The organism is Streptomyces sp. NPDC059534 (assembly GCF_042743475.1).
Taxonomy (GTDB): domain Bacteria; phylum Actinomycetota; class Actinomycetes; order Streptomycetales; family Streptomycetaceae; genus Streptomyces.
On sequence record NZ_JBHWAQ010000032.1, the window covers coordinates 32,772 to 47,190 of the forward strand.

General features: G+C 73.0%; 9 protein-coding genes. All 9 read left to right on the forward strand.

Annotated elements, in window-relative coordinates:
- Nucleotides 1-44: 44 nt before the first annotated feature.
- The 9 genes from ACFVZH_RS30755 to ACFVZH_RS30795 are packed head-to-tail and all read left to right on the forward strand — an operon-like array spanning nt 45 to nt 14,415.
- On the forward strand, nt 45-1,361 hold the full coding sequence (locus ACFVZH_RS30755; RefSeq protein ID WP_384902398.1) for a nucleotide sugar dehydrogenase: 1,317 nt from the start codon (nt 45-47) through the stop codon (nt 1,359-1,361).
- Nucleotides 1,351-2,616 carry a glycosyltransferase family 4 protein gene (locus ACFVZH_RS30760; RefSeq protein ID WP_384902399.1) on the forward strand — a complete coding sequence of 422 codons (1,266 nt, stop codon included), beginning with the start codon at nt 1,351-1,353 and terminating at the stop codon, nt 2,614-2,616. Before ACFVZH_RS30755 ends, ACFVZH_RS30760 begins: the two co-directional genes overlap by 11 nt.
- The gene (locus ACFVZH_RS30765; RefSeq protein ID WP_384902401.1) at nt 2,613-4,019 is read left to right on the forward strand and encodes a Wzz/FepE/Etk N-terminal domain-containing protein; all 1,407 of its coding nucleotides are present in this window, start codon (nt 2,613-2,615) and stop codon (nt 4,017-4,019) included. The genes ACFVZH_RS30760 and ACFVZH_RS30765 overlap by 4 nt, the downstream gene beginning before the upstream one ends.
- Nucleotides 4,016-5,533 (forward strand): Wzz/FepE/Etk N-terminal domain-containing protein, encoded by a 1,518-nt coding sequence (locus ACFVZH_RS30770; RefSeq protein WP_384902403.1) that lies wholly within the window; start codon nt 4,016-4,018, stop codon nt 5,531-5,533. The genes ACFVZH_RS30765 and ACFVZH_RS30770 overlap by 4 nt, the downstream gene beginning before the upstream one ends.
- A 3-nt stretch (nt 5,534-5,536) precedes the next feature.
- Complete coding sequence (gene asnB / locus ACFVZH_RS30775; protein ID WP_384902405.1) at nt 5,537-7,456, forward strand: asparagine synthase (glutamine-hydrolyzing); 1,920 nt, start codon at nt 5,537-5,539, stop codon at nt 7,454-7,456.
- Between the two features lie 24 nt (nt 7,457-7,480).
- Nucleotides 7,481-9,661: a bi-domain-containing oxidoreductase gene (locus ACFVZH_RS30780; protein WP_384902407.1), complete on the forward strand. Its 2,181-nt coding sequence runs from the start codon at nt 7,481-7,483 to the stop codon at nt 9,659-9,661.
- On the forward strand, nt 9,658-11,601 hold the full coding sequence (locus tag ACFVZH_RS30785; protein ID WP_384902409.1) for an alginate lyase family protein: 1,944 nt from the start codon (nt 9,658-9,660) through the stop codon (nt 11,599-11,601). The genes ACFVZH_RS30780 and ACFVZH_RS30785 overlap by 4 nt, the downstream gene beginning before the upstream one ends.
- Nucleotides 11,602-11,609: 8 nt before the next feature.
- A complete protein-coding gene (locus tag ACFVZH_RS30790; protein ID WP_384902411.1) occupies nt 11,610-13,190 on the forward strand; it encodes a right-handed parallel beta-helix repeat-containing protein in 1,581 nt (526 codons plus the stop codon).
- A gap of 1 nt (nt 13,191) precedes the next feature.
- Nucleotides 13,192-14,415, forward strand: coding sequence for an O-antigen ligase domain-containing protein (locus ACFVZH_RS30795; protein ID WP_384902413.1), 1,224 nt, complete (start codon nt 13,192-13,194; stop codon nt 14,413-14,415).
- Nucleotides 14,416-14,419 lie beyond the last annotated feature (4 nt).

Consider the following 14,419-nt stretch of genomic DNA (forward strand, 5'->3'; position numbering starts at 1 on the left):
CGGACCGCAGGCCGCAAGGGCCTGCCTGGGGGGAGGAGCGGGGCATGAGAGTCAGCGTTTTCGGGCTCGGCTACGTGGGCTGCGTGTCGGCCGCGTGCCTGGCCAGCATGGGTCACGAGGTCATCGGGGTGGACGTCAACCAGGTGAAGGTCGACCTGGTCAACGACGGCAAGGCCCCGGTGGTCGAGGAGGGGATCGGCGAGCTCGTCGCCGAGGTCGTGGAGTCCGGGGCCTTAAGAGCCACGGACGACGTCCGCGAGGCGATCATGGGCAGCGAGGTGTCCCTGATCTGCGTGGGGACGCCGTCGGAGCCCAACGGCAGCCTGTGCACGACGTACTTGGAGCGGGTCACCGAGGAGATCGGTGCCGCGCTGGCCGAGCGGGGCGGACGGCACACCGTCGTGTTCCGCAGCACCATGCTCCCGGGCACCTGCCTGAACCTGCTGGTGCCGATCCTCGAGAAGTTCGTCGGCGGCACGGCCGGGGTGGACGTCGGGGTCGCGGTCAACCCGGAGTTCCTGCGCGAGGGCACGAGCGTGCGGGACTTCTTCGACCCGCCCAAGACGGTCATCGGCGAGCTGGACCCGGCGAGCGGCGACGTGGTGGCGGCGCTGTACGACGGCGTACCCGGCGAGGTGTTCCGGGTGCCGGTCCCGACGGCCGAGGCGATCAAGTACGCGGACAACGCGTTCCACGGCCTCAAGATCGGCTTCGCGAACGAGCTCGGCGCCGTGTGCCAGGCACTCGGCGTGGACTCGCACCAGGTGATGGACGTGTTCCTGGCCGACCGCAAGCTGAACATCAGCCCCGCCTATCTGCGGCCCGGTTTCGCCTTCGGCGGCTCCTGCCTGCCCAAGGACCTGCGCAGCCTCGTCCACGCGGCGCAGCGGGCCGACGTCTCGGTGCCGATCCTCGCCCATGTGCTGCCCTCCAACTCCGACCACCTCCAGCGCGCGGTGGAGCTGGTCGAGCGCACCGGCAAGCGCCGGGTGGGCCTGTTCGGGCTGTCCTTCAAGCCCGGCACCGACGACCTGCGCGAGAGCCCCCTCGTCGAGCTGGCGGAGCGGCTCTTCGGCAAGGGGTACGACCTGCGGATCCACGACGCCAACGTGAGCCTGTCCCGGCTGCTCGGCGCGAACCGCGAGTACATCGAGAACCGGCTGCCGCACCTCGCGCAGCTGCTCGCCGACTCCGTCGACGAGGTGCTGGAGCACGCCGAGGTGTGCCTGGTCGGGACCAGGGACCCGGCCGTGCTGTCGGCGCTGCCCCATGGCGGAGACCCGGTGATCATCGACCTCATCCACCTTCCCGACGCCGACGTGCGCCGGGCCGAACCTGGGTACGTGGGCCTTGCTTGGTGACGAGACCAGCGGCGACCGGCCGAGCCGGCGCGCGCTGATCCTGGTGGAGAACCTGTCGGTGCCGTTCGACCGACGGGTGTGGCAGGAGTGCACGACGCTGCGCGCCGCGGGCTGGCAGGTGGACGTCATCTGCCCCCGCGGGACCAAGCGGGACACGGAGCCGGAGGCGGAGATCGACGGGGTGCGGATCCACCGCTACCCGCTGCGCGCGGCGACCGGCGGGCCGGCCGGCTACCTGCGGGAGTACGGATCGGCGCTGTGGCACACGCTCCGGCTGGCCCGGAAGGTCGGCCCGGTCGACGTGGTCCACGCCTGCAACCCGCCGGACCTGCTGTTCCTGCCCGCCCTGTGGCTGAAGCGGCGCGGGGCGCGCTTCGTCTTCGACCAGCACGACCTGGTGCCCGAGCTGTACCTCTCCCGGTTCGACCGCGGCAAGGACCTGCTCTACCGCGCCGTGTGCGCGCTGGAACGGCGCACTTACCGGGCCGCGGACGTCGTGCTCGCCACGAACGAGAGCTACCGGGACGTCGCGGTGCGCCGCGGCGGCAAGCGGCCCGAGGACGTGTTCGTGGTGCGCAGCGCGCCCGACACCGAACGGTTCCACCCCGTGCCGCCGGAGCCGGAGTTGAAGCGCGGCAAGCCCCATCTGCTGTGCTATCTCGGCGTCATGGGACCGCAGGACGGCGTCGACTACGCCCTGCGGGCGCTCGCGAAGCTGCGCGACGTGCACGGACGGACCGACTGGCACGCGGTGTTCGTCGGCTCCGGCGACACCTTCGACGCGATGGTGGAGCTGTCCCGGCGGCTCGGGCTCTCGGAGCAGGTGGAGTTCACCGGGCGCGTGCCGGACGCCGATCTGGTGCGCTACCTGTCCACCGCGGACGTGTGCCTCTCCCCCGACCCGTGCAACCCGCTCAACGACGTGTCGACCATGAACAAGGTCCTGGAGTACATGGTGATGGGCCGGCCGATCGTCTCGTTCGACCTCAAGGAGGCCCGGGTCTCCGCCGGTGACGCCGCCGTCTACGCGGCCGCCGACGACGAGACCGAGTTCGCCCGGCTCGTCGCGCTGCTGCTGGACGATCCGGAGGAGCGGGCCCGCATGGGCAAGATCGGCCAGGAGCGGATCAACGGGCCGCTCGCCTGGCGGAACTCCCAGCGGTCGCTGCTCGCCGCCTACGCCGCTGCCTGCCGTGACCACGCCGTGGTGTCGGCGGGCTCCCCGGACGGCACAGGGACGAGGCCGCACCGTTGAGCGATGACACGATACGCCTGGTCACGATCGGGCGGATTGTCCGTCGGCGCCGGCGGCTGCTCGCCCTCCTCGTGGTGGTGGGCGCGCTCGTCGGCTACAGCACCTCCTTTCTTCTTCCGCCGCGCTACACGACGTCGGCCTCGGTCCTGCTGCCCGGAGCCTGGGAGGAACGCGAGCTCAGGACCCAGACGGAGATCGCGACCAGTTCGGTGGTGGTCGACCGCGCCGCCGCCGCCCTCGGCTGGCACGGGGTCGGCGGCCGCGAGCTGCGGGAACAGGTGAGCGCCGAGACCTCCGACGGGAACATCATCAAGATCTCGGGCACGGCCGACACCCCGGAGCGGGCACAGCAGCTCTCCGACCAGGTGGCCCGGCAGTTCGTCGCGTTCGCCGCACAGATCACGGGAAACAACGCCGACCTCGACGCGGCGGCGCGGCTCGACGCGCTGCGCCAGCTGGTCGTGCAGACCGACCGCCGTATCACCGAGCTGGCGGACGCGGCCGACCCGGGACGGACCGTGGAGAGCGTGCAGACCCGCACCGACCTGGAGAAGCTGCGCACCGCGCTGCGGGAGGCCGTCGACAAGCTGGACCAGGCCGACCCGGCCGCCAACAAGGCCGTCAAGGCCAACCTGGTCGTCATGGGCCCGGCGGCCCGGCCGGCCGGCGAGGCACCGCCGACGAGGACGCAGCTCATCGTCGCCGGGGCGCTGCTGTTCTTCCTGGTCGCGGTCGTCGCCCATCTCACCGCCGCCCGGATGAGCCGCCGGCTGCGCACCGAACCGGAGATCGCCGCGGCACTGGGCTCGACGCTGCTGGGTACGGTCGACGTGCCCGCCGAGCGGGCCGCGCACCGGCCGGGAGGCCGTGGCCCGCGGGCCTGGATCCGCCGGCTCCTCGGCGTCGACGTCCGGTGGGACATACCGGCGCCGCGGACGTCCGGCGACGAGGCGAGCCGACAGGTCCGCTACCGGCGGGTGTACGCCCGCCTCCGGGACCGGCTGCCGGCCTCCCGGCGACTGCTGGTCGTCGTCCCGGACGGCGACGAGATCGCCCGCCGGGCCGCCGAGCAGCTCGTCGCCGAGGCCCCGGGCGATCCCTCCCCGGGCGCTTCGGGCAAGGGACACCCCCTGCTGCGGATGGTGGGGGTCTCGGTGTCCCAGCCGATGCTGCCGGACCGCGACGACGAGTCCGGTGCCCTGGTCGTGCTCAGCGCGGCCAACTGGACCGCCGGCGAGCTCGCCGGCGTCGCCGAGGCGTGCGCGGACGCCGGGCACGAGGTCGTCGGCATCGTCCTCGCGGGCACGGTCCTGACCCGTCCGGCACGGTCCGCCGGCCGTACCCGACATGCCGTCGCACCGGAGCTCGCGGTGGCCGACGAGGCGACGGGAGTTGCAGGGTGACGACGAGTACGACATCCGAGCCGCCGGCCGCCGCTCCCCTGCTCGACCTGCAGTCGCTGGTCGTGGCGGTGCGGAGGCGGCGCCGCGTCTGGTCCTCCCTGGCGCTGCTGGGGCTGCTCCTCGGCACGGCGGTGGCGGTACTGCTGCCGCCGCCGCCGACCGCGGTGACCAAGCTGCTGGTCGCGCACCAGGAGGACCAGCCGAACGACCCCGGAACGCTGATCCGCACCGACGTCGCGCTGCTGCAGACCACCCGTATCGCCGGCAAGGCCCTGCAGTCCCTCAAGTCCCCCGAGAAGCCGGAGGACTTCATGCGGGACTACACGGGTGCCGGCCTGACCAACAACCTGCTGCAGATCGAGGTGACCGGTGACACGGACGCGGAGGCGGTGGCCCGCGCCCAGGCGCTGGCCGACGTGTTCGTCGCGGACCACGTGAGGCGGATACAGGAGGCGGCGAACGCCGAGGCGAAGGCCCTGCTCGACCAGCGCGACCGGATGCGGGACGAACTCGCCCAGGTCAACAAGTCGATCGGGGACGGGGCGCCGCAGAGCGGACCGAAGGCGTCGGCGAACATGGAGTCGCTCTTCGCCCGCCGGGCCGAACTCACCTCGCGCATCAGCGATTTCGACCAGCGCGCCGCCGAGGCACGCGTCGGCACACCCCGGCTCGTGGCCGGCACGCAGATCGTGGACGCCCCGCGGGCGGTGCGGCACTCTCTGCCCAGGACCGCCGCCACCGACGCCGCGATCGGGTTCGCCCTCGGGCTGGTCCTCGGGCTCGCGGTGTCCGCGGTCGGCGCGGTGGTGGCGGACCGCCCGGTGCTGCGCCGGGAGATCGCGGCGAACCTCGGCGCCTCGGTCATCGCGGAGCTGCCCCGCGGGTCGTCCGCGCCGTGGCGGCGCCGCCGGGCCCGGGCGGCCCGCGAACGGCTCGCCGCGTCCCTGGCGCGTACCGTGCACGGCTCAGCGGAACCGGTGTCGCTGCTGGAACTCGGCTGTGCGCGCGACGCGAGCGTGATCGCCCTGGACCTCACCAGGGCCCTGTCGGCGGACGGGCCGGTGGTCGTCGTCGACGGTCTGCCCGGCCGGCAGCTCGCCGACCGCCGCCCGAGGCCGGGAGACCCGGTGGTGGTCGGCGGCGAGCGCGCCGCGGCCGTGGCGCACCAGGAGCGCCTGATCGGCGTCGGCTCGGTGGCGCCCGGCACGGCGTGGACCGACCTCCAGTACCTCGGCACGCGGACCGTGCTCGTCGTGCGGGCCGGGCACGGCAGCGCCGCATGGCTGCACACCGTGGCGCGGCAACTCGCCGACCAGCACATCCCGGTGATCGGTGTGGTGCTGATCGATCCCGATCCGCGGGACCGGACCGACGGCACGCTGTGGGACGGCCTGCAGACCGCGCTGCGCGGGCGGAAGGAACTGCTCGCCCGGCAGAGCGGAACGGGCCGGCGGCGGGCGGAGCGGCTGCCCATGTGGGCACGGGTACCGGAAAGCGACCAGGAGGCACGGTAGGACATGTGTGGCATCGCAGGCACGTACCGGTGGCCGGACGGGAAGGTCGTGGCCGACCGGCTCACCGACATCCTCGCCCACCGTGGTCCGGACGGGGCGGGCCGTTACAGCCACTCCGCCGGTGACGGCGAAGTGCACCTCGGGCACCGCCGGCTGGCCATCGTCGACCTGTCCGAGACCGGCGCCCAGCCGATGGTCTCGGACGGCCTCGTCCTGACGTACAACGGCGAGCTGTACAACGCGCCCGAGCTGCGCGCCGAACTGACGGCCGCCGGGGTGCGTTTCCGGGGTACCTCCGACTCGGAGGTGCTCCTCGAGGCGTGGCGGCGCTGGGGCACGGACTGCCTGCCGCGGCTGCGCGGCATGTTCGCGTTCGGGATCTTCGACGAGCGGACCGGTGAGCTGGTGCTCGCCCGCGACCAGCTCGGCATCAAGCCTCTGTTCCTGCTGCGGCGGGGCGGGGGCCTGGTGTTCGCCTCCGAGCTCAAGGCGCTCGCCGCCGTGACCGGCGGGTCGCTGGAGGTGGACCAGGCGGCGCTGGTGGCCTCGCTCCTGTACTACTGGGTGCCGGACTCGCGGTGCGCGTTCCGCGAGGCGGAGAAGCTGCCGCCGGGGACCTGGCTGCGGTGCCGGCCCGACGGCCAGGTGGAGCGCGGCCGGTTCTGGAACCTCAAGGACGTCGCCGCCGAGGGCCGGGAGCGGGCCCGGAGCGGCGAGCTGCCGGACATCGCGGCCGTCGTCGAGGAGTCGACCCGGCGCCATCTGCTCGCCGACGTGCCCGTGGCGACGTTCCTCTCCGGCGGTCTCGACTCCAGCTATCTGACCGCGCTGGCGGCCCGCGACCGGCCCGGCATCTCGGCCTACACGATCGGGTTCCGTGCCGAGGACGCCCGGTTCGAGGCGATGCCGGACGACCTGCGCTATGCCCGGCGGGTGGCCGAGCGGTTCGGCGTCGATCTGCACGAGATCGAGATCGCGCCGAACGTGCTCGACATGCTGCCGCGGATGACGTACCACCTGGACGAGCCGATCGGCGACCCGGCCGCGATCAACACGTTCCTGATCTGCTCGGCCGCCCGGGAGGCCGGGGTCAAGGTGATGCTGTCGGGGATGGGGGCCGACGAGCTGTTCGCCGGTTACCGCAAGCACCTGGCGAACCTGATCGCGCTGCGCTACCAGCGCGTCCCGCGGCCCCTGCGGCGGGGTGTGTCGGCGGCCGTGGACCGGCTGCCGGTCGCCACGGCCCGCCGGGGGTACCGGTCGGTGCGCTTCGCGAAGCGGTTCCTGTCCTTCGCGGATCTGCCGGAGGAGACCGCGTTCCGGCGCAGCTACACCATGTACGACCGGTCCGAGCTGCTCGACCTGGTCGATCCGGATCTGGCCGGGACGGTCGATGACGTGCTGACCGAGCACGCGGACGTCTACCGGGACAACGACCTGGACGACTTCGTGAACCGCATGTGCCTGGGCGACGCGCGGATGTTCCTGCCGGGCCTGAACCTCGCGTACACGGACCGGTCGAGCATGGCGGCGTCGACCGAGGTGCGGGTGCCGTACGTGGACGTCGAGGTGGTCAAGGCGGCGTTCGCCGTGCCGGGCGACCGCAAGATCGTCGGCCGGCAGGGCAAGGCCGTCCTCAAAGAGGCGGCCACCTCGATCCTGCCCCGGGAGATCGTGTACCGGCCGAAGGGCCTGTTCAGCGCCCCGCTGCGGGCCTGGATGAGCCGGGATCTGGCACCGCTGGTCCGCGAGGTGGTGCACGACGGCGTCCTCGTCCGGTCCGGGCTCCTGCGCCGCGACGCGCTGGCGCGCATGGTCGCGGAGGACGCCGCCGGGCAGCGGGACTTCTCCAAGCATCTGTGGCATGTGCTGACCCTCGAGTACTGGTATCGCGGCGCGACCTCCGGGTCCGGCGAGAACTGACTGCGTAGAAACAAGAGGACTTCGGTGAAACAGGTCGTTCAGAACTACAAGAGTGGCGAGCTGGCGGTGCTCGACGTGCCGATGCCGGCGTGCAAGCCGGGCGGTGTGCTGGTCCGGAGCGCCTACTCGCTGATATCCACCGGGACCGAGCTGATGAAGGTCTCCGAGGCCGGCATGTCGATGCTGGGCAAGGCCCGTTCCCGGCCGGACCAGGTGGCCAAGGTCGTGCAGAGCGTGGCGACCAACGGGGTGCCCGCCACCTACCGCAAGGTGATGGGCAAGCTGGACTCGTACACGCCGCTGGGCTATTCGCTGTGCGGGGTGGTCGAGCAGGTCGGCAGCGGGATCGACGACGTGAAGGTCGGCGACCTCGTGGCCTGCGCCGGCAACGAGCACGCGCTGCACGCCGAGCTGAACTGGGTGCCGAAGAACCTCTACGTCCCGGTGCCGGACGGCCTGGAGCCGCGGCACGCGGCCTTCGGCACCGTCGGGTCGATCGCGATGCAGGGCGTCCGCCAGGGCGAGCCGCAGCTCGGCGAGGTGGCGCTGGTCATCGGCCTCGGGCTGATCGGGCAGCTGGTGGTGCAGCTCCTCACCGCCTCGGGAGTCCGCGTCGTCGGGGCCGACCCCGATCCGGCGCGCTGCGAGCTCGCCGAGCGCCTGGGCGCCGCGGCCTGCGGCGACCCCGCGTCCGCTGCCGTCGAGGCCGCCGTCGCCGAACTCACCGACGGTCACGGCGTGGACCAGGTGTATCTGGCCGCCGGCGGCGGCAGCAACCAGCCCGTCGAGCTGGCCGCCCGGCTCTGCCGGGACCGGGGCCGGGTCGTCGACATCGGCAAGTGCCGCCTGGACCTGCCGTGGAACGCGTACTACGAGAAGGAGCTCGACGTCCGGTTCTCCCGCAGTTACGGCCCCGGGCGCTACGACCCGGAGTACGAGCTGGAGGGGCGGGACTACCCGATCGGCTACGTGCGCTGGACCGAGCGCCGCAACCTGGCGTGCTTCCTCGATCTCGTCGCCCGCGGCAGCGTCGACGTGGAGCCCCTGGTCTCCCACATCGCCGACTTCGACGACGCCGTCGAGACGTACCGGCGACTGAAGGACGGCGACCTGAAGGCCGTCGCGGTGCTGTTCCGGTACCCCGAACCCGCGGCGGAGGCCGAGACCCCTGCGGTGGCCGTGCCCGCGGTGCGACGCGGCGGCGGAGTACCGGCCCCGGCCCGGCCCGCGAAGACGCCGGTGCGGCTGGCGTTCATCGGCGCCGGGAACTACGCGACGTCGATGCTGCTGCCGCACCTGGCACAGCGCGACGGCGTGGAGTTGTCCACGGTCGTCACCACGACGGCGCTGTCCGCGGCCAACGCGCAGCGGAAGTTCGGCTTCGCCGAGGCGACCACCGATCTCGACGCGGTGCTCGGCGACGCGTCCATCGACGCGGTGTTCGTGGTCACCCGCCACAGCTCGCACGCCGACCTGACCCGGAAGGCGCTGCTCGCCGGCAAGACGGTGTTCGTGGAGAAGCCGCTGGCGCTCACCGAGGACGAGCTGGCCGGCGTGCTGGCGGCGGTGGAGGAGTCCGGCAACGACCGGCTGCAGGTGGGCTTCAACCGCCGGTTCGCGCCGCTGCTGCAGGAGGCGCGGAAGCAGTTCGGCGCCCGGACCGGTCCGGCGAGCCTCCGCTACCTGGTCAACGCGGGCAGCCTCCAGCACGGCAGCTGGTACCTCCGGCAGGGCACCGAGGGCTCGCGCTTCGCCGGCGAGGGCGGGCACTTCGTCGACACGGCGAGCTGGCTGCTGGGCGCCGACCCGGTGTCGGTGTACGCGGCCGCCACGCCCGGCAACGAGGACCTCCAGGTCGTGCTGCACTACCCGGACGGGTCCACCGCCACCCTCAGCTACGTCACCACCGGCGCGCCGGGCTTCCCCAAGGAGACGCTGGACCTCGTCGCGGACGGCAAGGTGCTGCGGCTCGACGACTTCGTCCGCGCCTCGGTGTACGGCGGCAAGCGGTGGGTCAGTTCGCGGCTGCCCAAGGCCCGCGACAAGGGCCAGTCCGCCGAGCTGGCCGCGTTCGTGAAGGCCGTGCGGACCGGCGGCCCGATGCCGGTGCCGCTGGAGTCGCTGGTCGCCACCACCTCGGCCACCCTCGCCGTGCAGGCCGCCCTGGCCGGTGGTGTGCCGGTGACGCTGGCGGGCGCCCGATGACGATGAGCGCGGGCTGGTACCTGCGGCGGCTGTCCCGGATGGGGCCGCGGGAGGTCGGCGGCCGGGTGGGCGACACGCTGCGCAGACGGCGGTGGCGGTCGGCGCGGCCGGTCTGCCCGGCCGTGACCGGCGCCCGGTTCACCGCGGTGCTGCCCGCGGGGACGATCGCGTCGGTGCCGCCGGACGCCGCGAAGCGTCTGGTGGCCGAGGCGGACCGGCTGATGGCCGGGCACGCCGAGTACTTCGGGGTGGAGCGCGACGACCTGGTCGATCCGGACTGGTGGTACGACCCGAAGACCGGGCGCCGGGCCCCGTGGGGCTACGCCTTCGACGTGCCGTACCGCGACGAGGAGGCGGTCGGGGACGTCAAGCAGATCTGGGAGCTGTCCCGGCATCAGTACCTCACCGTGCTCGCCGCCGCCTACGCGGTCACCGGGGACGAGCGGTACGCCGAGCGGGTGGCCGAGCACCTGCGGTCGTGGTGGGCGGCCAACGCGCCGCTGCGCGGGGTGCACTGGACCAGCGGCATCGAGCTGGGGATCCGGCTGCTGTCCTGGGTGTGGGTGCGCCGGCTCCTCGACGGCTGGCCGGGCGCGGCCGGGCTGTTCGAGGAGAACCCGGTGGCGCTCCACCAGATCTGGCACCACCAGCGCTGGCTGGCCGCGTTCCCCAGCCGGGGGTCCTCGGCGAACAACCACGTCATCGCCGAGGCCGCCGGGCAGTTCGCCGCGGCCTGCGCGTTCGGCTGGTTCCCCTCGTCGGAGCGGTGGCGGGCCGACGCGCTGCGGTCGCTGGAGCGGCACCTGCGCGGCAACACCTACGGCTCGGGCCTCAACCGCGAGCTGGCGACCGAGTACCACGGGCTGGTGCTGGAGCTCGGCCTGGCCGCCGTGGCCGAGGCGGACACCGCCGGTGTGCCGGTCCCCGCGACGGTCCGGCTGGTGCTGCTGCGGATGACCGACGCGCTCGCGGCCGTCGTGGACGGCCGGTTGCGGCCACCGCGCCAGGGGGACTCCGACGACGGGCACGGTCTGATCGTGGACGGCGCGGGCACCGACCGCTGGGGCTCGCTGCTCGCCACCGGGGACGCCGTGTTCGGCCGGCTCGCCTGGTGGCCCGCGGTGAACGGCACCGACGTGCGCACCCCGCTGCTGGCCGCGCTCGTCCGGCCCTCGTCGCCGTCCGTGTCCCGTCCGGCGAGCCGGCCGGCGCACTTCGCCGACGCGGGCATGACCATCCTGCGCGGTCCGGAGGAGATCTGGTGCCGCTGCGACGGCGGTCCGCACGGGTTCCTGTCCATCGCCGCGCACGCGCACGCGGACGCGCTGTCCGTGGAGGTCCGGCACGACGGGGTCGACGTGCTCGCCGACCCGGGGACGTTCTGCTACCACGGGCAGCCCGCGTGGCGGCAGTACTTCCGGTCGACCCTCGGCCACAACACCCTCCAGCTGGACGGCGTCGACCAGTCCGTCTCGGGCGGCCCGTTCCTGTGGACCCGGCACGCCCGCAGCCGCGTCCTGGTCGCGGACGCGGGCGGCGAGGGCGTGGCCCGCTGGTCCGCCGAGCACGACGGGTACGGACAGTCCGTGCACCGCCGCCGGGTGGAGCTGACGGCCGAGAGCCGGGAGCTGAAGGTGGTGGACGAGGTGAGCGGCCCGCGCGCGGCCGTACGGCTGGCGTTCCACCTCGGTCCGGCGATCACCGCGGACCTGGTGGGGAACCGGGCCGTGCTGACCTGGACCCGGGACGGCGAGGACCGCTCCGCGGAGCTCGACCTGCCCGGACAGCTGTCCTGGCGGGCGCATCGGGGCGAGAGCAATCCGCCGCTGGGCTGGTACTCCGCCGGCTTCGGACGCAAGGAACCCGCCACGACGCTGGTCGGTTCCGGTTTCGCCGACGGCTCGGAGGGGTTCACCACCATGCTCAGGTTCCGCGGCTAGGGGGACGCGTGGTGATCAAGTGGCGGCACTGGACGGTGCCGGCGGCACCGCTGGTGCTGCTCCTGCCGGTGGTGACCGGCTGTACGACCCCGTCGGACGCCCCGGCGAGGCCGACCCGGACGCACGCCGCGTCCGGGCCGTCCGGCACGCCCGGGACGTCGGAGGCGTCGGGGGCCGGGGCGTCCGGCACCTCCCCGGCCCGGGTGTGCGCCCGGCCCTCGGCCGGACCGGTGAAGGCGCCGCCGGGCGCGGTGACGGTGGACCCCGGGGTCGTCGGGGACCTGGCCGCGAAGACCGAGAGCAGCCCCGCGCACACCACGTTCTGGCTTCGGCCGGGCCGGCACCGGCTGGAGCCGGACGCGTACGCCCAGGTCGTGCCCAAGGAGGGGAACCGCTATCTCGGAGCGCCGGGCGCGGTGCTCGACGGCGGCAGGACCAACCAGTACGCGTTCGGCGGGACCGCCCGCGACGTCACCATCCGCCACCTGACCGTGCAGCGCTTCGCCGCTCCGAACAACGAGGGTGTGGTCAACCACGACATGGCCGACGGATGGGTGATCGAGCACGCGAAGATCCAGTACAACTCCGGTGCCGGGCTGATGGCCGGTGCCCGCCAGCAGGTCCGCGCCAGCTGCCTGCGCGACAACGGCCAGTACGGCATGAACGCCTACAAGACCGGCGACTCCATCAAGGGCCTGGTGGTCGAGGGCAACGAGGTCGTGGGCAACAACACCGACGACTGGGAGCGGCGGCAGCCGGGCTGCGGCTGCACCGCCGGCATCAAGTTCTGGGCCGTCGACGGCGCCGACGTCCGCGGGAACTGGGTGCACGACAACCGCGGAGCCGGGTTGTGGGCGGACACCAACAACAACGACTTCCGCATCGAGGACAACGTGCTGGAGGCCAACGACGGTGCCGCGCTGATCTACGAGACCAGCTACAACGCGGTCATCCGCGACAACACGATCCGGCGGAACAACTGGGTCGAGGGCCGCGGTGCCGCCAAGACCGGCGACGACTTCCCGTACGCGACCGTCTACGTGTCCGAGTCCGGCGGCGAACCGCGCGTCCCGGCCCGCACGGACAGGATCGAGATCCACCGGAACCTGCTGGAGGACAACTGGTCCGGGATCACCCTGTGGGAGAACGCCGACCGGTACTGCAACAGCCCGGCCAACACCTCGACGGACTACTGCACGTTGCTGGTGAAGGACACCGGCCGCTGCGCGCCGCCCGCGATCGCCACCGCACCGCTCTACGCCGACTGCCGGTGGAGGACCCAGCGGGTGGACATCCACGGGAACCGCTTCACGCTGGACAAGTCCGTCGTCGACTGCACCGTGATGTGCGACCGCATGGCGGTACTGGCCGACTCCGGCGCTCCTCCGGAGGGGTCGCCGTACCGGGGCGACCGCGTGGCCGCGGCGATCACCCACGAGCAGCACAACCGCTGGCACGACAACGTCTACGTCGGACCGTGGACGTTCGTCGCCCACGACCCGGGCCGGAAGCTCGACTTCGCGCAGTGGCAGGGCGCGCCGTACCGGCAGGACGCGGGCAGCACCCTCCGCACACGGGACGGTGGTTGAGATGGAGGCGCAGCACCACACGCCGAAGATCGTCGGTGCGGTCTGGGCACTGCTGGCCCTCAACACCCTCGGCTCCGCCGGGGCGAAGACCGTCATCCCGCTGCCCCGCTCCCTCATCCAGATGGCCACCATGGGCGCGCTGGTCGCCGCGTTCGCGCTGGCGCTCGCGGTCAACCCCCGGCTGCGCATCCGGGCCAGCGCCTTCGTGTTCCTGCTCACCCTGCTGCTGGTGCCGAGCGTGATCTCCAGCGTGCACCTGGAGGTCGGGCTGGGCGCGCTGTTCCGCTGCGCCCGGCTGGCTCTCTTCATCGGCACGCTGTGGCTGCTCAGCCGCTGGTGGGACGGCAGCCTGACGTTCGTCCGCCATCACATCCGGATGTACTTCGCGGTGCTCGCGCTGGTGGCCGCCGGCCTGGTCGTCTCCCCCGGCACGGCCATGCCCGAGTACTACGGCGGACGGCTGGTCGGCGCGCTGTGGCCGCTCACCCCGCCGCAGATCGGCCAGTACTCCGCGGTGATCATCGGACTCACCGTGCTGCTCGTGCTGGGCCGCCGGACCACCGGGGCCGGTGCGGCGGTGGTCATCGTGCCGTCGCTCGTCCTGCTCGCGATGACCCACACCCGGACGGCCACGCTCGGACTGATCATCGGGCTGGCGCTGGCGATCGGCTCACTCGTCCTGACCAGCGCCGCCGCCCGCCGCGTCTTCGCCTGGGCGGTGCTGAGCGCCACGGTGGCCGCCGTGGTGTTCAGCTCCGCGCTGCGCTCGTGGTTCCTGCGCGGCCAGAGCCAGGAGAACTTCTCCAACCTCACCGGCCGGGCCAAGGTCTGGGACGCCCTGCTGTCGGCGCCCCGGACGGCCGGGGAGACGGTGTTCGGCACGGGCCTGGGCGACAAGTCGTTCGACGGGCTGCCGATCGACAACAGCTGGCTGGCCGTCTACAACGAACAGGGCCTGATCGGCGTCACCATCGTGGCGGCGATGCTCATCGTGCTCGGCGCCGTCGCGTTGCTGCGGCCGCCGTCGCTGCCGAGGGCCTGCGCGATCTTCCTGATCAGCTACGTCGCTCTCTCCTCGTACACCGAGGCCGGGCTGGGCGACGCCTCGGCGTATCTGCTGCATCTCGCCCTGGCCGCCTCGCTGCTCGCGGCCCCCGCCGCGGCGACGCCGCTCCCGACGGCCGAAATCCCTCGGCCGCGTATCCCGCGATGGGCCCGGAGGTGACCTG